The sequence below is a fragment of the Gemmatimonadota bacterium genome (assembly GCA_009835325.1).
GTDB lineage: Bacteria > JAAXHH01 > JAAXHH01 > JAAXHH01 > JAAXHH01 > JAAXHH01.
In genome coordinates, this window is sequence record VXWP01000017.1 from 1 (window position 1) to 24,533 (window position 24,533).

The 24,533-nt window shown below is 63.5% G+C and carries 22 protein-coding genes; 6 read left to right on the plus strand and 16 right to left on the minus strand.

All coding sequences use genetic code 11. From position 1 onward, the window contains the following. Window positions 1-46: 46 nt before the first annotated feature. The 16 genes from F4Z81_01730 to F4Z81_01805 form a co-directional block, all read right to left on the minus strand. Window positions 47-469 (minus strand): SufE family protein, encoded by a 423-nt coding sequence (locus tag F4Z81_01730; protein MXW03766.1) that lies wholly within the window; start codon window positions 467-469, stop codon window positions 47-49. 24 nt (window positions 470-493) lie between these two features. Beyond that, on the minus strand, window positions 494-1,066 hold the full coding sequence (locus F4Z81_01735) for a HupE/UreJ family protein (protein ID MXW03767.1): 573 nt from the start codon (window positions 1,064-1,066) through the stop codon (window positions 494-496). Window positions 1,067-1,068: 2 nt separating this feature from the next. Further along, the gene (locus F4Z81_01740; protein MXW03768.1) at window positions 1,069-1,656 is read right to left on the minus strand and encodes a hypothetical protein; all 588 of its coding nucleotides are present in this window, start codon (window positions 1,654-1,656) and stop codon (window positions 1,069-1,071) included. Between the two features lie 10 nt (window positions 1,657-1,666). Next, window positions 1,667-3,085, minus strand: coding sequence for a M28 family peptidase (locus F4Z81_01745; GenBank protein MXW03769.1), 1,419 nt, complete (start codon window positions 3,083-3,085; stop codon window positions 1,667-1,669). A gap of 268 nt (window positions 3,086-3,353) precedes the next feature. Next, on the minus strand, window positions 3,354-3,869 hold the full coding sequence (locus F4Z81_01750; protein ID MXW03770.1) for a molybdenum cofactor biosynthesis protein MoaB: 516 nt from the start codon (window positions 3,867-3,869) through the stop codon (window positions 3,354-3,356). Between the two features lie 11 nt (window positions 3,870-3,880). After that, complete coding sequence (rpmB, locus tag F4Z81_01755) at window positions 3,881-4,120, minus strand: 50S ribosomal protein L28 (protein ID MXW03771.1); 240 nt, start codon at window positions 4,118-4,120, stop codon at window positions 3,881-3,883. Between the two features lie 23 nt (window positions 4,121-4,143). After that, window positions 4,144-4,305 carry a 50S ribosomal protein L33 gene (gene rpmG / locus F4Z81_01760; GenBank protein MXW03772.1) on the minus strand — a complete coding sequence of 54 codons (162 nt, stop codon included), beginning with the start codon at window positions 4,303-4,305 and terminating at the stop codon, window positions 4,144-4,146. Window positions 4,306-4,489: 184 nt separating this feature from the next. Beyond that, window positions 4,490-4,849, minus strand: coding sequence for a DUF2237 domain-containing protein (locus F4Z81_01765; GenBank protein MXW03773.1), 360 nt, complete (start codon window positions 4,847-4,849; stop codon window positions 4,490-4,492). Window positions 4,850-4,884: 35 nt separating this feature from the next. Next, a complete protein-coding gene (locus F4Z81_01770) occupies window positions 4,885-5,187 on the minus strand; it encodes a hypothetical protein (GenBank protein MXW03774.1) in 303 nt (100 codons plus the stop codon). Beyond that, window positions 5,184-7,217, minus strand: a complete 2,034-nt coding sequence (locus tag F4Z81_01775) for a carbohydrate binding family 9 domain-containing protein (GenBank protein MXW03775.1) — start codon at window positions 7,215-7,217, stop codon at window positions 5,184-5,186. Before F4Z81_01775 ends, F4Z81_01770 begins: the two co-directional genes overlap by 4 nt. After that, window positions 7,168-9,516: a TonB-dependent receptor gene (locus F4Z81_01780; protein MXW03776.1), complete on the minus strand. Its 2,349-nt coding sequence runs from the start codon at window positions 9,514-9,516 to the stop codon at window positions 7,168-7,170. Before F4Z81_01780 ends, F4Z81_01775 begins: the two co-directional genes overlap by 50 nt. Window positions 9,517-9,598: 82 nt before the next feature. Then, window positions 9,599-10,261, minus strand: a complete 663-nt coding sequence (locus F4Z81_01785) for a hypothetical protein (GenBank protein ID MXW03777.1) — start codon at window positions 10,259-10,261, stop codon at window positions 9,599-9,601. A gap of 542 nt (window positions 10,262-10,803) precedes the next feature. Next, window positions 10,804-11,073 (minus strand): hypothetical protein, encoded by a 270-nt coding sequence (locus F4Z81_01790; GenBank protein ID MXW03778.1) that lies wholly within the window; start codon window positions 11,071-11,073, stop codon window positions 10,804-10,806. 107 nt (window positions 11,074-11,180) lie between these two features. Next, window positions 11,181-13,529 (minus strand): TonB-dependent receptor, encoded by a 2,349-nt coding sequence (locus F4Z81_01795; GenBank protein MXW03779.1) that lies wholly within the window; start codon window positions 13,527-13,529, stop codon window positions 11,181-11,183. A gap of 97 nt (window positions 13,530-13,626) precedes the next feature. Further along, window positions 13,627-14,277, minus strand: coding sequence for a type 1 periplasmic binding fold superfamily protein (locus F4Z81_01800; protein ID MXW03780.1), 651 nt, complete (start codon window positions 14,275-14,277; stop codon window positions 13,627-13,629). Between the two features lie 375 nt (window positions 14,278-14,652). Next, the gene (locus F4Z81_01805; protein ID MXW03781.1) at window positions 14,653-14,922 is read right to left on the minus strand and encodes a hypothetical protein; all 270 of its coding nucleotides are present in this window, start codon (window positions 14,920-14,922) and stop codon (window positions 14,653-14,655) included. A gap of 244 nt (window positions 14,923-15,166) precedes the next feature. Between F4Z81_01805 and F4Z81_01810 the strand changes: the two genes are divergently transcribed. The 6 genes from F4Z81_01810 (at window position 15,167) to F4Z81_01835 (ending at window position 23,970) form a co-directional block, all read left to right on the plus strand. Further along, on the plus strand, window positions 15,167-15,904 hold the full coding sequence (locus tag F4Z81_01810) for an ABC transporter ATP-binding protein (GenBank protein ID MXW03782.1): 738 nt from the start codon (window positions 15,167-15,169) through the stop codon (window positions 15,902-15,904). Continuing rightward, on the plus strand, window positions 15,901-18,654 hold the full coding sequence (locus tag F4Z81_01815; protein ID MXW03783.1) for an ABC transporter: 2,754 nt from the start codon (window positions 15,901-15,903) through the stop codon (window positions 18,652-18,654). The genes F4Z81_01810 and F4Z81_01815 overlap by 4 nt, the downstream gene beginning before the upstream one ends. Window positions 18,655-18,656: 2 nt before the next feature. Next, on the plus strand, window positions 18,657-20,084 hold the full coding sequence (locus tag F4Z81_01820) for a DUF4340 domain-containing protein (protein MXW03784.1): 1,428 nt from the start codon (window positions 18,657-18,659) through the stop codon (window positions 20,082-20,084). Next, the gene (locus F4Z81_01825) at window positions 20,085-21,734 is read left to right on the plus strand and encodes a thiamine pyrophosphate-binding protein (GenBank protein MXW03785.1); all 1,650 of its coding nucleotides are present in this window, start codon (window positions 20,085-20,087) and stop codon (window positions 21,732-21,734) included. It begins immediately after the preceding gene. 190 nt (window positions 21,735-21,924) lie between these two features. Beyond that, the gene (locus F4Z81_01830; protein ID MXW03786.1) at window positions 21,925-23,187 is read left to right on the plus strand and encodes an inorganic phosphate transporter; all 1,263 of its coding nucleotides are present in this window, start codon (window positions 21,925-21,927) and stop codon (window positions 23,185-23,187) included. Between the two features lie 21 nt (window positions 23,188-23,208). Then, window positions 23,209-23,970 (plus strand): CPBP family intramembrane metalloprotease, encoded by a 762-nt coding sequence (locus F4Z81_01835; GenBank protein MXW03787.1) that lies wholly within the window; start codon window positions 23,209-23,211, stop codon window positions 23,968-23,970. Window positions 23,971-24,533 lie beyond the last annotated feature (563 nt).

Here is a 24,533-nt window from a genome sequence, read left to right on the forward strand (position 1 = left end):
GGATGGGATCGGGCGGGGGCGCGCGGCCAAGCCCGGCCAGTCGAGTCTAGTTCGCCAACGCGCCGCTTGCGATCGAGCGGATCTTCTTGACCATGGACCGGAAGCCGTTGCTCCGGCTCGGACTGAGGTGGGACGCCAGGTCCAGCCGGCTGAAGATGCCCTCGATGTCGGCGTCCAGGATCTGGCGGGGCGTCTTCCCCGAATAGACCATGAGCAGGATGGCCACGAGGCCGCGGACGATGTGGGCGTCGCTGTCGGCGTCGAAGCTGATGGTCGGAGGCAGGGTCTCGGCCACGTGGGGAACGAGCCAGACCTGGCTCACGCAACCCTTGACCTTGTACGCATCGGTCTTGTAGGTATCGTCAAGAGGCGGAAGCTTCCTTCCCAGGTCGATGATCTCCTGGTACCGCTCTTCCCAGTCATCCAGGTATTCGAAGTCTTCCAGCACTTCTTCTATGGTCGTGTCCATCGTCACGATCGTGCGTCCTCCACTTCAATTCGTCCCGATCAGCAGCATGGCCGATACGCCGGCGGCCGCACCCGATACGAAGAGGTTCCACTGGCGGTGCGGCGTTCCCAGGATCCGCAGGATCACGAAGGCCACGGCCGCGAAGATCGCCACGATCATCAACTGGCCCAGTTCCAGCCCGATATTGAAGGACAGGAGCGGCACGACGATCGATTCTTCCATGCCGAGCAGCGCCCTCAGGTAGTTCGAGAAACCCAGGCCGTGGATCAGGCCGAAGAAGAGGGCCAGTCCGTAGCTCGTCTTCCGGCCGATTTTCCCCTCGAACGGCCGGTACACGTTCATCAGGCACGTCGCCAGGATCGTCACCGGGATGAGCGTCTCGACCAGGTCCGTCGGGACCAGGATGAGGCGCAGCGTAGCCAGCGCAAGGGTGACCGAGTGCCCGACCGTGAAGGCCGTGACCAGCAGGAGGACCGAACGCCACCGGTTCAGCGGATAGGCGGCGCAGAGCGCGATGATGAAGACGATGTGGTCGTAGGCGTTCAGGTCCGAAATATGGTCGAAACCGAGTTGCAGATATACCTGGAATTCGGACATCGTCATGCCCCGAAACGAACCGTCCCCGTGACGGTTTTCTTGCTCAGGTTGACGTATTTCTTCTCGCCGCCTATTTCGAACCGCATCACGTTGGCCTGCGTATCGAACATTTCGATCAGGATCCTGTTCTCGACCTCAATCGTCTCCACGCGGTCCACACCCGTAATCTGCACCAGGCAGGCCGTGGCGTCAAGTGCGTCCTCCATGCCGGCGTAGGTCAATTGCCGGTCTACGCCGTTGACTCGAAAGGCCAGCCGGGAGGCCAGATACTCGGCCACGTGCCGGTCTCGGTCGGCGTGGGCCTGGTCGGTCCAGAGCCTGAGCCGGGGGCCGCCCTTCGCCACGATGGCCTCTTCCAGGTCGTCCGTGAAGATCCGCACGGATATGTCGAGGCGCGCATCGTCCGCGTTCCACTTGACCCGCGCAATGCTCACGTAGAACACGTGGGCCGGAGCCGCGGCCGGACTTGGTCCCGCGGTGGAACTCGAGACAGCGGCCGGAACCGGGACCCGTTCCGGGATCCGTTCGGCCGGAACCGGTACGGCCGCGGCAAGGAACAACAGGCAGAGCAGGACCCCGAGCGTCTTCATCGCCACCATCCTACTGGGCCATATCGTCCCTCAGGCCGTACTTGTCGATCAGGTAGATCAACGTGGCGATGGACGCGCCGCCCAGTTCCAGCTCCCGGCGGTTCACGGCTTCGAAGACGTCGGTGGGCGCGTGATGGTAGTCGAACGCCCTTTGCGAGTCGGGGTTGAACCCGATCGTCGGAGTACCCGTCTCCCTGCGGAGCGGACCGATATCGGCGCCGCCGCCGCCCTTGTTGATGTAGGAGATGGTGCTCTGGGGAAACAGGGGCAACCACGACCGGAAGCGTTCGATGACGTCATCGTCCGCGGACACGCCGAATCCCCGCGGGCTGAAGCCGCCGGCGTCGCTTTCGAGGGCGATCACGTGGTTCTCGCCTGTTTCCTTCGCCACCTCGGCGTACTTGAGTCCGCCGCGAAGGCCGTTTTCCTCGTTCATGAACAGGACGGCGCGGATGGTGTGGCGGGGCTGGATGCCGAGTTTCTGAAAGGTCCGCAGCACGCCGATGGAGTGGACCACGCCCGCGCCGTCGTCGTGGGCGCCTTCAGACACGTCCCACGAGTCGAGATGACCACCCACCAGGATGATCTCGTCCGGCCGTTCGCTGCCCCGGATCTCGCCGATCACGTTGTGCGAAAGGGCGTCGGGGTGCCACTTGCTGGCCAGGCGCATGTAAAGCATGGCTTCGGGCTGTTCCTCGAGGGCGCGTTCCAGGCGGTCGGCGGACTGGTAGCCCAGGGCCGCCGCGGGGATGCGCTCCACGTCTTCGAGATAGCGCAGCCCGCCGGTGTGAGGCGCGTCGCCAAAGTCCGAACCGGCCGACCGGATCACCACGCCCACGGCGCCGAACCTGGCCGCCTGGGACGGACCGGCGGTTCGCTGGTCTACCGCGCCACCGTAACCGGGACCCGTGGCGATCACCGTCTGGTCGAAGCGCCGGTTATAGAAGACGATCTTCCCTTCAACGGCCTCGCGGCCGAGTTCTTCCACTTCTTCCAGGGAGTGGACCACCACGACGGGCGCCGTGAGCCCCACCGGAGCGGTCGGCACCGATCCCCCGATGGCCAGGGCGGTCAGCTCGATCATGCCTTCGTTGACGTTTACGATCCGCACCTGTTCCGGTTCGCCCCGTTCCCAGTGGGGCACCATGACTTCCTGCAGGTAGACCCGGTCGAAGCCGTAGCCCTCCATTACCTCTTTCGCCCATGCCACTGCGCGTTCGGCGCCTTCCGAACCACTGAGGCGCGGTCCGATGTTCTTGCTCAGGTCTTCCAGGAGGTAGTACATCTCTCCCGTAGTCAGCCGTTCATTGAAGATCGCGGTGACCGTTTCTTCGTCAGCGGTCTGCCCGTGGGCCTCGCGGGGGAAGGCCGTCGAAAGGGCCAGTGAGAGCGTCAGCGAAACGGCCAGCGAGAAGGACAGGGTGAGCATTGGGACGCGGGTCCTGAAGTTGCGCGGGCCGGCGCGGTGCGGGCTGACGCGATGCGGACTGAAGCAGCGCGGACTGACGCGGCGCACGAGACCCGGCAGTGATCTGGTAAAAGCGGACAGCATGAAGACCTCCGTGTTGATCTGGAAAGGGACCGCCCCCACGTATGGCCGGGCGGCCGTGCTTGATTCGTATTGCTCGATTCGAAGCGTTCAGTGCATCGGACGATGGTCCGGCATGAAACCGGGCCGGAGCACGGCCCGTCTACGACTACCGCGTCAGTTCCCAGCCCAGGTGGGCGATCTCCGGCGCGATCAGTTTCTCCCAGGCCAGTTCCACCGCGGCCGGGGAGCCGGGGGTGGAGATCACCACGGTGTTGCGGTACACGCCCGCCGTGGCGCGGGACAACATGGATGCGGCACCGACCTGTTCGTAGCTGAGCATGCGGAAAAGCTCGCCGAAACCGGTCAGCGGCTTTTCCAGTCTGCGGTTCAGCACGTCGAAGGTCCGGTCTCTCTTCGAGATGCCGGTCCCCCCGTTGAATATGACGATCTGGACGTCATCGCCGGTACTCGCCTCCAGGGCGGATTCGACCTGGTCCGGTTCATCCTGGATCAGGTGATAGCCGGCGACCCGGTGGCCCGCTTCCTCGATGCGTGTCCGGAGGTACTTGCCGTTGACATCCGTCTCCGGCGTGCGGGAGTCGCTGACGGTTACCACGGCGACGGCCAGGGGTCCGAGCTCGGCCGCCTGGGACTTGTGGGATGAAGTGCTCTTGGACGACATGAGGCCGGATGCTACAGCACGTCTTGCAGCCGCAGTCCCTGTTTCTTCAGGAAGGGCATCAGCCCGATCTTCGTGACCGTCCGCAAGGCGCTGACGGACATTTTGATGCGCACCGTGCGGCCGAGTTCGGGCACGTAGATACGCTTCAACTGGAGATTGGGGTACTGGCGCCGCTTGGTCTTATTGTGGGCGTGGGATATGTTGAAGCCGACCAGGGGCCCTTTTCCGGTCAACTTGCACTTTCTGGACATGAGGTCAGCCTCCAGGAACGACCTTACCGCGTTTCCCGGTACATGACGTGCCGCCGCAGCGTGGGATCGTACTTCTTGAGTTCGACGCGGGCGGTCGTGTTACGCCGGTTCTTCTTCGTGTAGTAGCAGTGCGCGCTTTCCGTGCTCTTGAGTTTCACCAGTTCACGGTTCTTGCTCTTGGCCATGCTGTACTCCTAAGGCGAGCCAATCATTTTCAAAAGCCGGTATGCCGGTATTGCCAACCAAGCGATGAAATCTAATAGGCGCGTCCGTTAAAATCAAGGAAATAAAACAAAACCCGCTGTGTCCGGGTCATCCGCGATGCCCGGAAGCCGTTCCACGCCTCGCCCGCGATGCCGGGCAGCCGGTCTACGCCTCGTCCATGGCGCAGGCTTGCAATTCTTCCAGCGACACGAATTCCAGGGACATGGCGTGGGTGGCGCTTAGCACCACCGGCGGCGCCACGCCCGCGTCATAGGCTTCTTTCCACCGGTTCACGCAGACGCACCAGCGGTCGCCGGGATTCAGGCCCTGGAAGCCGAAGGCGGGCACGGGCGTGCTGAGATCGTTTCCCGCCGCCTTCGAAAAGACCAGGAACTCCTCGGTCATCACCGCGCATACGGAGTGTACGCCCGCGTCGCCCGATCCGGTATTGCACGCGCCGTCGCGATAGAACCCGGTGAGGGGATCCGTCGAACAACCCGTGAGTGGTCCGCCGAGTACGTTCATGAGATGGTCGCGAGTCCTCCCGCGGGAAGAATTGATCAAAGGTCGAACAGGTAGGCCAGCTTGACGATCAGCGTACGATCCAGCGGGTCGCCGAGCAGGGCTTCGGTAGCGTCCCCGTTGTCGCGCCGCTCGTTGTACACCACGTAGATGTTGCTGCCCGGGCTGATGATGTAGTTGAACCGGAAATTCGACACGAACCGGTCCTGGTTCGTATCCCACTGTACCAGCGCGTTGAGGGACACGTCGGGCGAGAAGGAATAGCTGGTCCGGACGCCGAACAGATGGGCGGTGACGTCCCGCTCCCTGTTTCCGTTATCGGTGAGCGTTACGTCGTTCAACTCGTAGCGGGGTCCAATGGTGAATTTCGAACCGGCGCGCAGTCCGCCCTCGAGATTGAGCGAACGGCGGTTCCCGTTGATGTACTGGCCGAGGATGAGTTGGAGTCGGCGAACAGCGGCTTGCTCAGGTTCGTCGTGTAATGCATGCGCGAGGACGCGTCCGTGTAGTTTCCCGCGGGGAGCTTGACGCCCAGAATCGGACGCGTGCTTTCACTGATCCTGCGGTAGGCGCGGTCCAAAGTAATCCCGGCCTGCTCGCCGCCGGTGAAGAACAGTTCCCAGTGGTAGTGCTCCCGCCGGGTCAGCTGCGTGCCGTCGTCGCCGAACGTGGCGGCCAGCACGATATGGGGAAAGTACCGGCGGACGATGCTGTTGGTGGGTTCGGGCGTGAAAAACGCACGGGCCGAAACCTCGTGAAAGCCACCGAAATTACGGGCCAGGCTCCGTCGGCTGAAGAAGCCCATGCCGGGATTGAAGAACTCGGACACCCCCATGTACAGGCCCTCGAACTGCCAGAGCGGACCGTTCCAGCGCGACCACAGCCGTCCCGCGAAGCCCGATTCGCTTTCCTCGCCTGTCTGGTAGGTGGTGCCGGCCAGGAACCCGCTGACGGCCAGCTTGGGACCGATGGCCAGGTTGAAGTCGCCGCCGGCCGCGCGGTTGTAGTCTCCGCCGCCGACCCGCTGGTTGGTGACGATGAATCCCACGTTGGATTTCTCGCCCACGTCCTGGCTGATCCGCGCCACGGCGTAGATGTTGTCCTCGAGCTTGGTTTCGCCGAACCGCTCGTCGCCCGTGCGCATGAGCAGCAGGCCCAGGTTCGTCCGTCCGGCCTTGCCCGTCAGGCGGCCGCCGCCGGTGATCGGCACCTGTCTCAGCGCGCCGGAACCATCGCGCGCCAGGCCGACGTTGCGGCTGTAGAAGAGTTCCGTCTCCCGGGCCACGCCGAAGCGGAACAGTCCGCCGTTCTCAAGGAAGAAGGCGCGTTTTTCGGGAAAGAACAGGTTGAACTGAGTAAGGTTGACCTGCGCGTCGTCCACTTCCACCTGGGAGAAGTCCGTGTTGTAGGTCAGGTCGAGGGACAGGTTGTTGGTCAGGCCGTACTTGACGTCCACCCCGCCGTCGAAGTCTTCGTCCCGCGTCGAAGGGCCGGGCTCGTAGGTCCACGTGGCCCCGCCCAGGGAGTACGGCGTAACCTGCAGGTAACGGTGGTCGTGCCGCGTGAGGTTCATGCCCGACAGCGTGCCGGCCACCGACACCTGGGAGATGTTGAAGGGACGGATGACGGGCGCCCAGAAGGACTGTTCGTTGCGGCGGCGGATCTGGCGCTCCAGGTTGATCCCGAAATCCACGTCGTCCCCGGTCTCGAAGCGCAGCGTGCTCCAGGGAATGGCCATCTCGGCGTACCACCCCTCTTCGTTCCGGGAGGTGTATACGTCCCACACGCCGTTCCAGTCCGTCAGGATGTTGGTATTGAAGCGGCCTTCCGAACGGCCCTCGTTGCGCACCTGGGCGTCATAGCGGGCGCCGTCCGGGTTGGTGGCGAAGAGAATGCCGTTCTGCCGGTCCATGAACGTGTCCAGGATGATCTGGAAGTAGTCGTCGTCCGCCAGATCGCCGTCCCGCGCCATCTGGGTGGCGATGATCTGGGAGGGGTCCGAGTCGTAGGCCCAGACGCCGATGTACATCGTCTGTTCGTCATAGAGGACCCGCACCTCGGTCCGCTCGGACGCCGGCTGGCCTTCGTCTGGGCGTTGCTGGGTGAAGCCGCTGGCGGCCAGGGCGTTCTGCCAGATATCCTCGTCCAGGACGCCGTCCATGTGCAGCGCTTCCAGGATGCGCAGCGGGACGATCTCCCGCTCCTGCGCCGACGCCGGACCGGCGGTCTGCACGGTCTGCACAGCCAGGTAGGCGGCCAGCAGAACAGCGAAGTAGAACGGGGGCAGGGCGCGCGGGGATGTACGAACACGGTACATCGTGTTATTCCTCCATGGCCTGTCCGAACGGTACGGACAGGCTGATCGTAACATTCCGACCCGGATCGTCGGTAAAATAGCGGAACCGGCTCAGGTAGTCCCGGTAGCGCTTGTTGAACAGATTGTGCACGCCGAACTGCATGCGGACCGGTTGATCGGCCACGGCTACCTCCGCGTGCAGCAGCACGTCGAAGAGGTTGTAGCCGGCTGGCGGGTCCGCAAAATCGATACCTTCAGGAAAATGCTCCTGCCGCAGGACGAAATGGCCTTCGAATCCAATCCCGGCTTCCAGCAGGTGCCCGGCGGCGGGCAGGCGTAAATCAATGCCGGTGATCAACCGGGTGGGCGGCATCTGGAACAGGGGCTCGTTTTCCGACGTGTCTCGTCCACGGACGATCGAGGCGGACAGATAGGTGCCCATGTACCGGGTCAAGTCGTATTCCAGGTATCCGTCTAATCCCTGGATCACCGCGTCGGACTGGACATAGGTAAATTTGGGGAACGCACCCCGGATTGTCAACACAAGATCGCCAGCCGGCAGCAGCGATATGAAGTTGCGATAATTCGATCTGAAGAACCCCAGCTCGCCGTGGCCCCGGTCCCCCCGGTACCGCAGGGTGAGATCCGTGTTCAGGCTCGATTCCGTGTCCAGTTCCCTGTCTCCGATTTCGAACTGCGCCGTACCATGATGAACGCCGTAACTGTATAACTCGTTCACCCCGGGTGGACGCCAGGCCCTGCCGATGTTGGCGGCGACGGCCAGTGTCGGGGTCAATTCGTGGATCAGGCCGATCACCCCGGTCATGTTGCGGTAGGTGAAGATTCCTCCTTCGACAATCTCGGTGGCACGCCGTCCTTCGTTCGAGTAGATCTCCGCCCAGCGGTAGTCGTATCGCAAACCGGTATCAACCGTGGTCTTGCCCTTCGTCCAGGATTCCAGGGCGAACACCCCTGAACTAAAGGCCAGGAAATCGGGGATGAGGAACCCCGTGCTGAACCGCTCGTTCCGCTGACGCATGCCGCTGACGCCGATCTTTCCGTACCAGTTTCCAAAGTTCCTGTGGTGGAAGATCACTTCGCCGCTGTGCGTCTGCAGTCCCAGGTCGAACCCGGGCCTTACAGGCGGGGCGCCGCTTCGTGTGGAGTCCCATTCCTCGCGCCGGTTGTACTGCTGGCCGTACCGCAGTTCGAGATTTCCCACCCCGTCGAAGCGTACCAGAGACCGAACGGACAGAAGATCGTGGTCCACCCGCTGGCGCGGATTGTCGATTTCGTAGGTGAATTCGCCCGAGACCCAAGGGTCGCCCCGCTCAATGGCCCGTCTCAGATCCGTGGTGTTGCCGATGTGGGCGCCTTTGTAGATCCCCAGCCAGGTACCGAAATGACTGAAATAAGCCTCCGTGTCCACCCGGTCCGTCGAATAACCCAGTGCCACGGAGTAGTTTTTTTCATCGAATCCGGAATTCCGTATGACGTGCTTCGGCGCCCGGGCATCGCCCGCCCGGCGAAGACTGCCCTGCACCCGCCACTTGAGTCCCGGAATGCGGTGAAGCGCTCCCTGCAGGAGGAGGGAAGCCGCCCCCTGTTTGTTGTTGGAAAAGAGATTCGTGTTGAACCGGCCGCCCACTCCCGGATCCACGGGCAGTTCCGGCGGTTCGATGCGGATTACGCCCCCGATGGCCCCGGCGCCGTACTGCACGCCGGCGGCGCCCTTGAGCACCTCGATGCGGGCAGGTGCAAAGGGGTCGATCTCGGGTGCGTGGTCTCCGCCCCATTGCTGTCCTTCCTGGGTAACCCCGGCGTTGAGTACCAGCACCCGGGCGCTGTGCACGCCGCGCACCACGGGCTTCGAAATGGCCGGTCCCGTGGTCAGGGAGGATACGCCCGGCAGGGACTCCAGCGTCTCGCCCAGCGTCTGGCCACGGCGTTCCTCCAGAGCGGACGGGGGCAGGACGAGAACGGACTGGCTGGACCCGGTGAGTTCGCCCACCAGGTCCCGGTCGCCCGTGACGGTGACCTCCTCGCCGAGAAGCACCTCCGGCTGCATGCTCACTTCAAGCGCCTTCGGTTCGGTTTCGGAGACGATCACCTCGCTCCGGATCGTCCGGTAGCCGATAAACCGGAATTCGATCGTGTGGCGGCCCTGGGGTACGTTTTCCAGCCGGAATACGCCTTTTTCATCTGTAAACGCACCGATTTCGAGCGCCGGCAAAACAACGGTCACCGCCGGCAACGGATCGCCGCGCTCGCTCAGCACCTTTCCGCTCACCGTAGCGGCCCGTGCCGCTGCCGGAAATAAGAGGCAGGACAGGGCGATCGCCAGGATGGCGCACCGTACTTTCGTCGCTTTCATTTGCAATCACTCCAAGCCCGCGTTTAAGGGGAACAGGCCACGGCCGTGACCGTACCGCGAATGGACCACGGCCGTGACCGTACTATGACCGCACTTCGACTTCGAAGGTCACTTCGAAATCCGTCTCGTCGCTCGGTGTCACGCCGTCTTTGGGTCCGGCGTCGTAATGACTCTGAGAGATCCGGAACTGACCGTTCCGCGCGTTAGCGGGGACCGTAAGCGTAAATTTGAGTCCGACGGGATGATCGGCGCCCGTGTTCGTCACATAATCGGATTCCTTGTCCGCATAAGCGACGGTTGCCGGCGAAAATCCCCCGAGTGTTGCGAAAAACACCTGATGGGCCTCGGCTTCCTCTTTAACTTCCTCGGTGATGTCCTCCGGCGGGGTTTCCAGCTCGTTCAACTCAAGCAACATCCCGTCGTAAACCGTACCGGCGTCTACGACGATTCTGTCCACGACCGGGTCGTTGCCGCCTTCACCATCGAGGTCCTGGAACTGCACGGTGAGCGACGATCCCCCTCCCTGGGGCGTCAGCGTGACCTTGATTGTCGTGAAGAGCTCTACTTCTCCCGGTCCGTGGTCGTGGCCATGATCGTCGTCGTGGTCGTCGTCCTCATGATGTTCGTCAGGATCGTCCGGACCCATTGGATTGGAGTCATTATCGTCGGCGCAGGAAAACGTCAGCGCGGCGGCCAACATCGCGGCGGTCATGACGGACAGTAAGTTCCATCGGTATTTCAACATTTTGAGCTTCTCTTCCTTTGCTGTGCTGCGTGAAGTAATCTGAACATTCCGTACCTGAGACTCCATGTCTCGATATCCTAATTTCTCGATTCCGATAATCAGCCTGCGAGCCAGGCTCCGTCAGCAGGACCGCGTACCAGACTCCGTCAGCAGGACCGCGCGATGCTCGAGCCCGTGCATCGGTCCGGTACAACCCGCTGCCGCTCGCACGGGGAAGCGCGGGATCAGGTTCCGCGAACGGCTGCGGTGCTCCGATCCCGAATACCCGGGACCTGGACCGCAGGTTCCATTTCGAAATTCACTGCTGACCGATGCTGGAGAACCCTGAGCCGATGAATGGAATCGGCACGATACCATCTGTACTTGGATTCGTCCGGGCGGTATTGACACGGCCTGCGACTCGCACGGTCAGATAGGTCTGGACGGCCAGAACGGTCTGGAAGACTTGAATGGCTGGATTTACAAGCCAGGGATGTCTGGAATCGGTTACGGACCGCGCCTGATAGATTCAGGCGTTTGTCCGGATCATCCGGGCTGGCAGGTCAGGGAAGGGGCGGTGCGCGGTTACGGTGCTGCTTGGCCTGTATACGGGGGTGCCCAGGTTGCGATGCGCCGGCTGCGAAGCCGACGATATCGTAGTCCGGGAGGGTTGGGGATGACTGCTCAAGCACCGCGGTGAACGCGGCGGCGCAAAGGCAGATCTGGCAGTGTTCCACATGTCCGGCGTCGGTCTCCAACTCATCGCAGTCGTGCGGGGGATGCGCGAAATACACGGCAAACGCGACGGCGAAGGACAGCGTGAGGAGTTTCATGGGAGACCCGTCACCAGGTGGCTTGATCTATCAAAGAAATGGAACAGATACGACGAAATGCCAGTTGCTCGAATTTAATCGGTGAGGGACGGTTTGTCAATCGGTTTCTATTGCTCAATAGACTGTCCGAAGGGAATGGACAGGCCGAATGTGACGTTGCGGCCCGGATTGTCGATGTAGTACCTGAAACGGCTCAAGTAGTCCCGGTACCGCTGGTTGAACAGGTTGCGAACGCCGAACTGCACGCGCACGGGCTGGTCGGCCACGGCGATTTCAGCGTGCAGGTCCAGGTCGAAGAGCTCGTAGCCGGCCGGCGGGTCCGCATAGTCGATGCCTTCGGGAAAGTTGTTCTGCCGCAAGACGAAACGGCCTTCGAGCCCGATACCGGCGTCAAGGAGCCGCCCGCCGGTGGGCAGGTGGAAACTAAGGCCGGCGATGAACCGGGTGGCCGGCATCTGGTACAGGGGCTGGCTTTCCGCCGTGTTCCGCCCACGAACGAAGGAGGCGGACAGATGGGTGTCGATGTGCGGCGTCAGTTCGTATTCCAGGTACCCGTCGAATCCCTGGATCACCGCGTCGGACTGGACGTAGGTGAATTTGGGAAATGCGCCTCTGATGGTTAAGACGAGATCGTCCGCCGGCAACAGCGAGATGTAGTTGCTGTAATGGGAACGGAAAAGCCCCAGTTCGCCGCGGCCCCGGTCCCCCTGGTACCGCAAGGTCAGGTCCGTGTTCAGGCTCGATTCCGTGCCCAGTTCCTTGTCTCCGATTTCGAACTGCGCCGTGCCGTGATGGACGCCGTGACTGTACAGTTCGTTCACCCCGGGAGGCCGCCAGGCCCGGCCGACGTTGGCGGCGAGGGCCATGTCCGGCGTCAACTCGTAGATCAGGCCGAGCACACCGGTCATGTTGCGGTAGGAAAAAATGCCGCCATCGACGATCTCGGTAGCGCGGCGGCCCGTGTTCGAGTAGATCTCCATCCACCGGTAGTCGTAACGCAGACCCGTCTCCAGCGTGGTCTTTCCCTTCGTCCAGGACTCCAGGGCGAACACGCCGGCACTGTAGGCCAGAAAGTCGGGAATCAGGAAACCGGTACTGAAGCGCTTGTTCTCCTGGCGCATGCCGCTGACGCCGACTTTTCCGTACCAGTTTCCGAAATTGCGGTGCTGGAAGATCGCGTCGCCGCTGTGGGTCTGCAGCCCCTGGGAGAAGCCGGGCCTGGCCACACCGCCGCTCCTGGCGTGGGAGTCCCACTCCTCGCGCCGGTTGTACTGCTGTCCGTACCGGAGTTCGAGATTGCCCCTCCCTTCAAAACGTACAAGGGATCGAACGGAAAGGAGATCGTGGTCCACCCGCTGGCGCGGATTATCGATTTCGTAGGTGAAGGAACCCACGATGGTCGGCTCGCCGCGCTCAATGGACCTTCGCAGGTCCGTGGTGTTGCCGATGTGGGCCCCTTTGAAGATCCCGATCCAGGTGCCGAAATGGCTGAAGTAGGCTTCGGTGTCCACGCGGTCCGTCGTATAACCCAGCGCCATCGAATAGTCCCGCTCGTCGAACCCGGAATTCCGTATGACGTGGACCGGTGCGTGGGCGTCGCCCGCCCGGCGCAGGCTACCCTGGACCCGCCACTTGAGTCCCCCAAGCTGCCGCAGGGCGCCCTGAAGGAGCAGCGAACCCGCGCCTTGCCGGTTATTGGAGAACAGATTCGTGTTGATCCGGCCGCCCATGCCCGGTCTCGTGGGCAGTTCCGGCGGTTCAATGCGGATGACGCCGCCGATGGCGCCGGCGCCGTATTGCACGCCGGCGGCGCCCTTGAGCACCTCGATGCGGGCCGGGGAAAAGGGATCGATCTCCGGGGCGTGATCTCCGCCCCACTGCTGTCCTTCCTGGGTAATTCCGGCGTTGAGCACGAGGACTCGGGCACTGTGGACGCCTCGCAGCACCGGCTTCGATACGGCCGGGCCCGTGGTCAGGGTGGATACGCCCGGCAGGGATTCCAGCGTCTCGCCCACGGTCTGGCCCCGCCGTTCCTCCAGTTCGGAAAGGGGCAGGACGAGTACGGACTGGGTGGACCCGGTGAGCTCGCCCGCCAGGTCCCGGTCGCCCGTGACGGTGACCTCCTCGCCGATAAGCGCCTCCGGTTGCATGCTTACTTCCAGCACCTTCGGCTCGGATTCGGAGACGACCACCTCGCTTCGGATCGTTCGGTAACCGACGAACCGGAACTCGATCGTGTGCCTGCCCACCGGCACGTTCTCCAGGCGAAACCGGCCTTCCTCGTCGGAGAACGCCCCGATTTCGAGATCGGGCAGGATAACGGTCACCGCCTGCAATGGCGCTCCGGCCTCGTTCAGCACCTTGCCGGTCACCGTGGCGGCATGCGCTACGGCCGGAAGGACCAGGCAGGACACGGCTGTCGCCAGGATGACGCTCAGGGTTTTCGTTGCATTCATGGGAAACCCCCAGGCGCGCGATTCCGCGAACAGATCACTCTGCAAGCAACTCACACTGCATTAAGACTACTTAACGTGTTAAATGCTACCAGACGCATTAACGCACGAGGACTTCGAAGGTTACGTCGATGTCCGTCTCGTCGCTCTGGTTCACGCCGTCCTTGGGTGCTTCATCAAAGTGACTCAGAATGACGCGTAACTGGCCGTTCTGCGCATTTTCCGGCACGGAAAGGGTAAATGCGAGGCCAACGGGATGGTCCGCTCCCGAATTCGACACGTAGTCGGACTCCTTGTCCGCGTATTCCACGGTAGCCGCTGAGAAACCCCCGAGGGTCTCAAAGAAGAACTGGTGGGCCTCGGCTTCCTCCTCCACCTCCTCGGTGATGTCCTCAGGAGGGGTTTCGGTCTCGTTCAATACCTCGACCATACCGTTGTAATCCGTTCCCGCGGTTACGGCCAGCACGTCCACGACTGGCGCGTTGCCGCCTTCGCCGTCCAGGTCCCGGAACCGCACGGTAATCGACGATCCACCGCCACTGGGCGTAAGGGTGATCGCAAGCGTCGTGATGAGTTCTTCCTCGCCCGGTCCGTGGTCGTGGTCGTCGTCATGGTCGTCTTCCTCATGTTCATCCGGATCGTCGGGACCGGTAGGACTGGCGTCGTCATCAGCGCAGCCGAACGTCAATGCGGCGGAGACGAATACCGCGGCGGTCAGAATGGAAAGTACGTTCCAGCGATGCCTGAACATATCGAGCTTCTCCTCAATGTGTTGTGATGCGTGGGTTGAATGGATGCTGCTGTCTGAATCGAACGGTTACTGTGTGGTGCCCAGGGTGTCGGTCTCGACCGGGACTGTTTCGGCCGGCCTCCTGGCTGGTTCGCCCGACGTCAGGGTCGGTTCGACCGGCATAAGGGTCGGCGCGGTCACGTCTGGGGCCGGCGCGGCCTCAACCATGATCGGTGCTACTTCGACCGGGGCCGGCGCGGCCGGCGACGCGACCGTCGTCAGAACCCATGTCGCAGCCGATGTCCGGCCAGAACAATTGAATCGGTTTTGACTAAAATGGGTCGCGGACCGTGCCGTGTGGATCAGGCGATCGGCCGGAGCCAGCGGAGTGTCGGATCAGGGAAAGGGCGGAGCGCGGTTGAGGTGCTGCGCGTTTCGTGTCTGGGGATACCCGGTTTCAGGCGCGGCGGCCACGTAGCCGATGAACGCGTGGTCCGGGAGGGAAGGAGGCGAGTCTACAAGCACCGCGGAGGACGCGGCGCCGAAAAGGCAGCCCTGGCTATGGTCCGCAATCGCGGCGTCCGTTTCCAGTCCATGACAGTGATGCGGCGGACTGGTAAACAGAAAGGCGAATACCAGGACGGAGGAGAGCGTAAGCAGTTTCATGCCGGACTCGTCACGCGGTAAACGGACCCATCCAAAATGGTGCAACTTTCGGAATCTTTTTGCTTGTTTCAGTCACGTAATATTGCGCCATTTCAGCCGATTTGTCAAGTGATTTCGCGCCTTCGCACAATACGGACTTGACACGGACAGGGCCCCTTGTTATTATCCGACGCCGCGAAAAAAGGAATGCGAAAAGTACGCGGACATCTGCTTTTTTAATGTAATAAAAGGAGCGAGAACAGGGGTGTCCGGGAAAACCATGATCGAGGCGAGGAGCCTGTGCAAGTACTACGGTTCCTTCGTCGCCGTGCAAGACATCTCCTTTACCATACCCGAGGGCCAGATCGTGGCCTTCCTCGGACCGAACGGCGCGGGCAAGTCCACGACGATGAAGATCCTCAGCGGGTACCTGGGCGCCAGCGCGGGCACCGCGGCCATCGCCGGACTCGACGTGAGAAGCGACCGCCTCTCCATGTCGAGGCATCTTGGATACCTCCCGGAGAACGGTCCGCTGTACCAGAACATGACGCCGCTGGAACTCCTGCGGTTCTTCGGCGAAGCCCGTGGTCTCGATCGGCTTCGGCTGTCCGAGCGCATGGATTACGTCATCGACCGGTGCAGCCTTCACGAAGCGCTGGAAAAGCCCATCGACAAGCTGTCCCGGGGCAACAAGCAGCGGGTCGGCCTCGCGCAGGCCCTGCTCCACGACCCCGACGTGCTCATCATGGACGAACCGACCGCCGGGCTCGACCCGAACCAGATCCGGGACTTCCGCCAGGATATCCGGTTGCTCGGGCAGACCAGGACCATCCTGCTCTCCACCCACATCCTGCAGGAAGTGGATCTCATCGCCGACCGCGTTCTCCTGATCAACGAGGGCAGGCTGGTCTTCGATGGTCCGCCTGCCGATCTGCGCCGCGGCGGATCACTGGAGGAGTCTTTCCACGCGTTGACCGGACACGGCGGGGAGGCGGGTGAATGAACCTCGGCCCGGCAAACCGAATCAACGTCAGGCTGGTGGCGGCCATCGTCCGAAGGGACCTGCGCCTGGCCTTCAGCAATCCCACGGGATACGTCTTCGTTACGCTGTTCATCTTCCTCAGCGCGGCCGCCGCGTTCTGGCAGGTCCCGTTCTTCCTGAACAACCTGGCGAACCTCGATCAGCTGAACGCCGTGTTCCCCTACCTGCTGCTCTTCTTCATCCCGGCACTGACCATGGGCGTCTGGGCCGAGGAAACCCGGCAGGGTACGGATGAACTGCTGCTCACGCTCCCGGCGACGGACCTGGAGATCGTCCTGGGGAAATACCTCTCGGTGGTGGGCGTCTATACGGCCTCGCTCGCGCTGTCCCTGACCCACGTGCTGGTCCTGATGTTTCTCGGCAGTCCCGACCTTGGGCTCATGGTCGGAAACTACCTGGGATACTGGCTCGCCGGCGCCGCCCTCATCTCCGTCGGCATGCTGGCGTCCCTGCTGACCTCGCACGTCACCATCGCCTTCATCCTCGGCGCGCTGTTCTGCGCCGCCTTCGTTCTCATCGGTCCCATAGCCGGCGGTATCAGCGACGGGTTGCGGAGCCTGCTTTCGCCCTTGGGGTTGTTCACCGCCTTCGACGACTTCGCGCGCGGCGTCGTCAGTTTCTCCGGACTGGTCCACTTCGTCTCCGTCGCCGGTCTGATGCTGTATCTCAACGTGGTGCTGATCGGCCGGCGCCACTGGCCCGTGCAGGCCGGCGGATACCGGATGGGGATCCACCATGGCGCGAGGGCGGCGGCCCTCGTCGCGGTGGTCATCGGACTGAACGTCATCCTGGGCCGTGCAGGCGTCCGCCTGGACGTAACCGCCGAAGGGCTCCATTCGCTTTCCGACGAGACCGTGCAGATGCTGTCGGAGCTGGACCCGGAGCGGCCCGTGTTCATCCAGGCCTTCGTGAGTCCGGAGGTGCCGGAGTCCTACGTACAGACCCGATCGGGCCTGATCGACGTGCTCAAGGAGCTGGACGCCGTGGGCGGCAGCCGGGTCCAGGTACGGATCCAGGCCACGGAGATGTACTCTCCCGAGGCCCGGGAGGCCAGGGAGCGATTCGGCATAACTCCCCTCGAACTGCCTAATCTGCGCAGCGCCCGTTCGGGGTTCACGAACGTCTTCGCCGGCATCGCCGTCACCTGCGGTCCCGAGGAACAGGTGATCGGGTTCCTGGATTCAGGACTCCCCGTCGAGTACGAACTGGTGCGCAGCCTGCGCGTGGCCGCCCGGGCGGACCGCGCGAAACTCGGCATACTCGCCACGGAAGTGCGGCTCTTCGGCGGATTCGATTTCAACACCATGCAAAGCCGGCAGCCCTGGGCCATGACCGAGGAGCTGCGCAAACAGTACGACGTGGTGCAGGTCCAGCCCCAGGAGGACTATCCCGATGACCTGGACGTGCTCCTGGCCGCCCTGCCCAACACCCTGACCCAACCCGAAATGGACCGGCTGTCGGAATACATCGCCTCGGGGAACCCCACGCTGCTCCTGACGGACCCGCTGCCCTCCTTCAACCTGGCCCTTTCCCCTTCCGAGCAGAAGGGGGCAAGCGCCAATCCCTTCGCCGGCAACCAGCAGCCCGCTCCCGTGCCGAAGGGCGATATCCAGGGCCTGCTGCGCAGATTCGGCGTGGAATGGACCACCGGCCTGATCGTATGGGACCAGTACAACCCCCACCCCGGCATGGCCCACCTCCCGCCGGAAGTGGTCTTCGCGTCCCCGGGCAACGAGAATCCGGACACCTTCAACCGGGAAGCCGTCAGCACCGCGTCGCTGCAGGAACTCGTCTTCATCTTCCCGGGCCGGCTGCAGCATGCCGGCTCGGCGGACTTCACGTTCACCCCCCTGGTGCAAAGCGGTAATATGTCGGGGCTGACCGCCTATTCCCAGCTCGTCCAGCGCAACTTCTTCGGCGGATCGCAACTGGTGCTCACCAATATCCCGCGGCGCGCGAGCCAGAACGCCTACACGGTGGCGGCCCACGTCACGGGCAACGCGGCCGGAACGGCAGGCGCGGAAGGCAATGAATCTCAAGCGGAAGGCGCGGCCGGAGCCGCGGCCGGCGACGACGCGCCCGGCGCCGGAGACAAAGCGTCGGTCAACCTGGTTGTCGTGGCCGACGTGGATTTCGCTTCGCAGCAGTTCTTCGACATCCGCCGCATGGGCGCCGCCGGGCTGAGCTTCGACAACGTCACCTTCTTCCTTAACCTCATGGACGTGCTGGTCGGAGACGAATCCTTCATCGCCCTGCGCAGCAAGCGGGTGCGTTACCGCACGCTCGAGACCGTCGAAAGGCAGACCATGGCCTACACGGAGCAGCGGGTCAGGGACGAGGACGCCGCCGAGGAGGAGGCGCAGGCGGCGCTGGACCAGGCCCGGCGCCGGCTCACGGCCCGGGTGGACGAGGTCCGCCAGCGGACCGACCTGGACGAGCAGACCCGGCGGATCATGGTCCGCAACCTGGAGGAAGTGGAGAACCGGCGGTTCGAGACGCTGCAGACCAATATCGAGGCCGAAAAGGAAGCCAGGATCGAGGAAAGCAAGGAGATGATGGAAAGCCAGATCCGGCTGATCCAGAACACCATCAAGAACCTGGCCGCCCTGCTTCCGCCCGTGCCGGTCTTCCTCCTGGGCGTATTCATCTTCCTCCGGCGCAGGCGTCGCGAGAACGAAGCGGCCGCCGCCGCGCGGCGGCTGAGGAGCTGACCATGGACGAAACACGCAAGACCCTGGCCTTCGTCGCCGCGGCGGCCGTGGTGACCGCCGCCGCCTTCCTCGCGGCTCCGGCCGACCCGACGCCGGAAGCTTTCTCGGACCGCGGCGAGGCTTTCTTTCCGGATTTCGCCGATCCGAACGACGCGGTCTCCCTCGAAGTCATCGACTTCAACGAAGCGACCGGAGGGATCAACGCCTTCAGCGTGGTGTTCAAAGGCACGCGCTGGCGCATCCCCTCCCATCACAACTACCCCGCCGACGACAAGGACCGCCTGGCCCGCACGGCCGCCGGGCTCATCGAGGTCCGCAAGGACGACGTGGTCGCCGAGATCGCCGCGGACCACGAGGCACTGGGCGTGGTGGATCCGCTGGACGAGTCGATCGCCTCCCTGTCCGGGCGCGGTAAGCGCGTTACGATCAAGGACGGAAACGACAACCTGCTCGCCGACCTCATCGTCGGCAGGACCGTTCCGGGCCGGGAAGGTCAGTACCGCTACCTGAGGGTGCCCGGCCAGAAGCGGACCTACGCGGCGCGGTTCGACGTGGACGTCTCCTCCCGGTTCGGCGACTGGATCGAAAAGGACCTGCTGGAAGTGGACCAGGCGCGTATTGAACAGGTGATTCTGAAAGACTACTCCATAGACGAGCGTACCCGCATGCTGGACCAGCGCGACACGATCGTGCTGTCTAAAGGGGATCCCGACTGGACGGCCAACCGCATGCGGACCGGGCAGAAGGTCGACGCGGTGAAGATGGAAGACCTGCTCAAGGCCCTGGACGAGTTGACCATCGTGGGCGTCCGGCCCAAGCCCGCCGGTCTTTCCAGGAGCCTGGAAGACAACGACGAAGGCATCAGCATCACCCGGAGCGATCTGGCCTCACTGCAGCAGAAGGGCTATTACTTCACGGGGGACGGCCAGCTGGTGTCCAACGAAGGTGAAACCCAGGTCCGCACGGAGGACGGGGTCATCTATACGTTGCGGTTCGGGGAGATCGTGTACGGCGTAGGAGACGAGGTTACGGCCGGCCTGATAGGTGCGGGCAGTGCGGGTGGAGCGGGTAGTCCGGGCGGTTCGCTCGGCTCCGGCGGCCCTGGCGGCTTTGGAGCCGGAAGCCCCGCGGGACCGGGCGAGAACCGTTACCTGTTCATCACGACCGGATTCGACGCGAGCCTCTTCCCGGAACCGCCCGAGCCCACCGACCTGGGTTTCCAGGCCCGGGCGGACTCCCTCCGGACCGAGGCCGACCGGACCAATGCCGATCTCCACGAAAAACACGAGACCTGGCGGCAAAGCGTCGATACGGGACGGCGGACCTCCGCGGACCTGAACGCCCGATTCGCACAATGGTACTACGTCATATCCGCGGAGAGCTTCGACCGGATCCGCCTGAAACGCACAGACCTGGTAACCTCCGAGTAGATGGTGACCGGTTCAACCCGAAATCACACCTGCGCGGAGGTTATCGCGCGAACCCTTCACGAAGCCGGCGTCCGATTCGCTTTCGGCCATCCCGGCGGTGAAGTGCTTGAGCTTATCGACGCACTGGAACGGTCGGGGATCCGGTTCGTCCTGACCGGACAGGAGTCCACGGCGGCCTTCATGGCGGCGGCCGTAGGACGCCTGACCGGCACTCCGGGGGTCTGCGTGGCGACCCTGGGACCCGGCGCCTGCAACCTGGTGCTCGGCGTGGGTACCGCCTACCTGGACCGCGACTCCGTCCTGGCCATCTCCGCGCGGACGTCCACGGAAAGGCACCACCGGAGCAACAAGCAGAACCTGCCGCTGATCGACCTGTTCACCCCCATCACCCGGTGGTCGGCCCCCTTTCACGGCGGGGCGTGGGAGGCCCCTGGCAAACCCGGGCCCCCCGGGGGGGGGGGCCCGCGGCGGGGGCCGGTATACCTCTCCCTGCCGTCGGACGTGGCGGGAAAGCCGGCCGCCGGCCCGGATTCCGCGGGCAGCCAGGCCGGCCGCGGGACCGTGCTTCCACCGCTTGCGACCCCCGCAGACGAATCGGACCTGCCCCGCATCCTGTCCACGTTGAACGGCGCCGAAAGACCCGTCGCCGTGGTCGGCATCGCCATGGACGCGGCCAGGGACGCGTCGGCTGTCCGCCGTTTCCTGCGCGATACCGGCCTGCCCTATGTGTCGACCGTGCAGGCGAAGGGGATCGCCGATGAACTCGGAGACGGTTTCCTTGGCACGATCGCGCCGGCCGCCGGTGAAGACCGGATCATCGAGTGGCTGCAGCGAAGCGACTGCGTGCTGGGCATCGGCTTCGATCCGGTGGAGGTCTCCCGGCTCTGGCATTTCGACGCGCCGCTGCAGATCATCGCCAACGCCCCCGTGGGGTTCGGTACCTTTACGCCGCCGGCGGCCTGCGTGGGCGACGTGTCCGCCCTCCTGGGCCGCATCACGGAAGGATACCACGGGCGATGCCTGTGGACGGCCGACGATATCGGTTATCTGAGGGCCCGGGTCGACGCGGTCTACCACCCGCCGTCCGAGGAGGGACCGGAAGGCATGTCGCCCTATCACCTGGTGGGCGCCCTGCGGGACGCGCTCCCGGACGACGTCGTCGTTTCCTCGGACGTGGGCGCGCACAAGAACGTAATGGGACAGCGATGGCGTGCGCCGGAACCGGGCACCTTTCTCATGTCCAACGGCCTTTCTTCCATGGGTTACGGGGTAGGCGCGGCCATGGGCGCGGCCATGGCCCTGCCCGACCGACCGGTTGCGGCGGTGACGGGAGACGGCGCCTTCGCCATGATGGTCCATGAACTCGAGACGATCAAGCGAACCGGCATCGCGCCGTTGATTGTCGTCCTGTACGACGCTTCGCTGGCGGTCATCAAGATCGCCCAGCAGGCCAGGGAACTTCCCGTGACCGGTGTCGACTTCGCACCGGTGGACTGGGTGAAGGTCGCCGAAGGATTCGGAATCCCCGCGGAGACCGTAAGCACCCTGGACGAAACCCGCGACGCCGTGGCGCGGTGGGTGCGCAGGCGGGAGGCGCGGGTCCTGGTCGCCCGCGTGGACGAGCGGCTCTACACGGGGTTGAAGTACTGATTTTCCGGGTTCCCGGGAGGATCCGTCAGCAGGCACCGCGGTACGGAAGGCTATCCGCGGCGCAGCGAAAAAAAGCGTGGCGCTGAAGCGCCCCGTCGGTATATTGAACCCGCCTTAAGCAGACCCGGTCCACCACCGGCCCGGACCGCCGTCTCACCACCCACTGTACTCCAGGAGAGAAACTGCATCTATGGGGGGCGACTTTACCCTGTATCTGGCCGTAGCGCTCGGGCTGTACATGGCCTTCTCCATCGGCGCGAACGACGTGGCCAACGCCATGGGTACGTCGGTGGGGTCCAGGGCGCTCACGATCAAGCAGGCCATCCTGATCGCCGGCGTGCTCGAATTCCTCGGAGCCTTCCTGGTGGGAGGCCAGGTCACCAAAACCGTCCGGGGAGGCATTCTGGACCCCCAGATTTCAGCGGCCGCGCCGGAGCTCATCGTGTACGGCATGCTCGCGGCGCTGATGGCCGCAGGTACCTGGCTCGTGGTCGCATCCAGGCTGGGCTGGCCCGTGTCGACCACCCATTCGATCGTGGGCGCCATCGCGGGCTTCGGCATCGTCGCCTTCGGCGTCGGCGTCGTGCAGTGGGAACAGTTGACGCAGATCGTCGCATCCTGGATCGTCTCGCCGCTGCTGTGCGGCGTCCTGGCCTACCTGATCTTCAGCGCGATCAAGTGGACGATCCTCCGCCACCCGGACCCTGTGCGGCGGACCCGGAAGTGGGCGCCGCTCTATATCTTCAGCGTCGTCGTTGTAATCTCGCTGGTCACGCTGTTCAAGGGATTGCAGAACGTCGACCTGGATCTGACGCTGGCCGAGTCGCTCCTCTGGTCCAGCATCCTGGGCATCTTCGCCGTAATCGCCGGGCACTTCGTGCTTGGGCTGATCAACAACCGGCCGGGCGCCGAGACCGTGGACGCATCGTCCGGTGACGGCCAGATGGCCATCGTCGAGAAGATGTTCGGCGTGCTCCAGATCATGAGCGCCTGCGCCGTGGCCTTCGCCCACGGCTCCAACGACGTGGCGAACGCCATCGGACCGCTGGCGGCCGTGGTGAATATCAGCCAGTCCGGCGTGGTCAACCCCGAGTCTCCGGTGCCCAGCTGGCTTCTCCTGGTCGGCGGCATCGGCATCGTCATCGGCCTGGCGACCATGGGATACCGCGTCATGGCGACCATCGGCACCAAAATCACGGAACTGACGCCCACCCGGGGATACTCGGCCGAATTCGCCGCGGCCATTACCATAGTCCTGGCCAGCCGCCTCGGCCTGCCCATCTCGACGACCCAGACCCTGGTCGGCGGAGTCATGGGCGTAGGGCTCGCCCAGGGCGTCAAGGCCCTGGACCTGAGCATCCTGGGCCGGATCGCGGCGTCCTGGATCATCACCGTACCCGTCGGTGCCCTGCTGGCGATTGTCTTCTTCTACGTTTTCCGGGCCATACTCTAATCCTGCGGCCGGAAACCCCGCATGAACGAACCCCCGCTGCACGCCGTCGACCCTGAAGAAATCCAACCGCGGCCGCGACTCGCGTTCACCCTCGCTTTCACCGCGCTGGTACTGGGAGTCTACCTGGTGCTGCAGGTCGCCGTGACGGTCGTCCTCATTGCCGTGCTGGACCTGGATCCGACGGAACGCATGGGCGACCTGATCGCCGTGGGCGTAATCTTCTCCGCCATACCCTGTACTTTCCTCCTGCTGCTCATCCTGGACCGCCCCGGGCGCGCGCTTGGCATGGACCCGCGAACCTGGCTGGCGCTCCAACCGGTCCGAGGCTCGGCCATGCTCGGTTGGGTGGTATTCGCCTTCGTGCTGCTTCAGCTTGCCGACCTGGTCACCGTGGAACTCGGTCGATCGCCGGTACCGCCGGTCATGGAATCGATCATCGAAACAACCCGGTACACGGCACTGCTCTGGTTCGCGCTCGTGATCGCCGCGCCGGTTTTCGAAGAAGCGCTGTTCAGGGGGTTTCTTTACGAGGGGCTGCGCCGGACGAAGATAGGCGCCGGGGGAGCGATCGTTGTCACTACGCTGCTCTGGACATTGCTGCACGCCGCCCAGTACGACCAGTTCTTCCTGACGCTGATCGCCCTGATCGGGATCCTGCTCGGGATCGCCCGCGAGCGTACCGGTTCGCTGTACGTCCCCCTCGCCATCCACGGGGTGAACAACCTGCTCAGTACCCTTCAGATGACGGAAGAAAGAGACGCGCTCGTCAACACGTTATTTTAGAGATGATGGCTTCTCGCGCGGATAAGGTGGGGATTCCGCAACGTACAGACCTGCCCGGCGTTGCCCGGCCTGACCTGGTTCAACCTGACCTGGTTCAGCCTCAGACGCCGAGGGCTTTCTTGTTCTCGGGAGTCAGCCTGGTCAGCGTGCGCTTGAACTTGTAGTGGCCCTCTTCGGACTTGACGGGTTTGACCAGCAGTACGGTCTGGACTTCGTCCTCCTGGTTCTTATCGCTTCCCTTGGCCATCTTGGCCGCAAAGCTCCTGTCCTTAGCCATTTCCGTTTCCTCCGTGAAGGTGAATTCCTGTTTCGTTGCAGTGCGGCCGCGATCGGCTCGTTGGTCTTCTAAACGCGACCAATCTAACGATTCTGCTTGACAAATGCAATAAAAAACAGTAGTTTATAATCACTGGCTCACCTGACCGATTCTTCAATTTTCATACAACAAGATCAAAGTAACCGTTATCGGAACCTGTCTGCGATTCCGGCGTGCGCGGATACACGGGAAGCCCGCAAATCGCCGGATCGGGGCGATTTACTTGGACCATAAGCCCTCCCGCGAG

Bases quoted from the DNA above. Each gene is read 5' to 3' on its own strand.
- rpmB (MXW03771.1), bottom strand. From the start codon at position 4,120: ATGTCCAGAAAGTGCAAGTTGACCGGAAAAGGGCCCCTGGTCGGCTTC.
- F4Z81_01820 (MXW03784.1), top strand. From the start codon at position 18,657: ATGGACGAAACACGCAAGACCCTGGCCTTCGTCGCCGCGGCGGCCGTG.
- F4Z81_01800 (MXW03780.1), bottom strand. From the start codon at position 14,277: ATGTTCAGGCATCGCTGGAACGTACTTTCCATTCTGACCGCCGCGGTA.
- F4Z81_01735 (MXW03767.1), bottom strand. From the start codon at position 1,066: ATGTCCGAATTCCAGGTATATCTGCAACTCGGTTTCGACCATATTTCG.
- F4Z81_01825 (MXW03785.1), top strand. From the start codon at position 20,085: ATGGTGACCGGTTCAACCCGAAATCACACCTGCGCGGAGGTTATCGCG.
- F4Z81_01790 (MXW03778.1), bottom strand. From the start codon at position 11,073: ATGAAACTCCTCACGCTGTCCTTCGCCGTCGCGTTTGCCGTGTATTTC.
- F4Z81_01740 (MXW03768.1), bottom strand. From the start codon at position 1,656: ATGAAGACGCTCGGGGTCCTGCTCTGCCTGTTGTTCCTTGCCGCGGCC.
- F4Z81_01750 (MXW03770.1), bottom strand. From the start codon at position 3,869: ATGTCGTCCAAGAGCACTTCATCCCACAAGTCCCAGGCGGCCGAGCTC.
- rpmG (MXW03772.1), bottom strand. From the start codon at position 4,305: ATGGCCAAGAGCAAGAACCGTGAACTGGTGAAACTCAAGAGCACGGAA.
- F4Z81_01795 (MXW03779.1), bottom strand. From the start codon at position 13,529: ATGAATGCAACGAAAACCCTGAGCGTCATCCTGGCGACAGCCGTGTCC.
- F4Z81_01775 (MXW03775.1), bottom strand. From the start codon at position 7,217: ATGTTACGATCAGCCTGTCCGTACCGTTCGGACAGGCCATGGAGGAAT.
- F4Z81_01765 (MXW03773.1), bottom strand. From the start codon at position 4,849: ATGAACGTACTCGGCGGACCACTCACGGGTTGTTCGACGGATCCCCTC.
- F4Z81_01785 (MXW03777.1), bottom strand. From the start codon at position 10,261: ATGTTGAAATACCGATGGAACTTACTGTCCGTCATGACCGCCGCGATG.
- F4Z81_01745 (MXW03769.1), bottom strand. From the start codon at position 3,085: ATGCTCACCCTGTCCTTCTCGCTGGCCGTTTCGCTGACGCTCTCACTG.
- F4Z81_01830 (MXW03786.1), top strand. From the start codon at position 21,925: ATGGGGGGCGACTTTACCCTGTATCTGGCCGTAGCGCTCGGGCTGTAC.
- F4Z81_01805 (MXW03781.1), bottom strand. From the start codon at position 14,922: ATGAAACTGCTTACGCTCTCCTCCGTCCTGGTATTCGCCTTTCTGTTT.
- F4Z81_01835 (MXW03787.1), top strand. From the start codon at position 23,209: ATGAACGAACCCCCGCTGCACGCCGTCGACCCTGAAGAAATCCAACCG.
- F4Z81_01780 (MXW03776.1), bottom strand. From the start codon at position 9,516: ATGAAAGCGACGAAAGTACGGTGCGCCATCCTGGCGATCGCCCTGTCC.
- F4Z81_01815 (MXW03783.1), top strand. From the start codon at position 15,901: ATGAACCTCGGCCCGGCAAACCGAATCAACGTCAGGCTGGTGGCGGCC.
- F4Z81_01730 (MXW03766.1), bottom strand. From the start codon at position 469: ATGGACACGACCATAGAAGAAGTGCTGGAAGACTTCGAATACCTGGAT.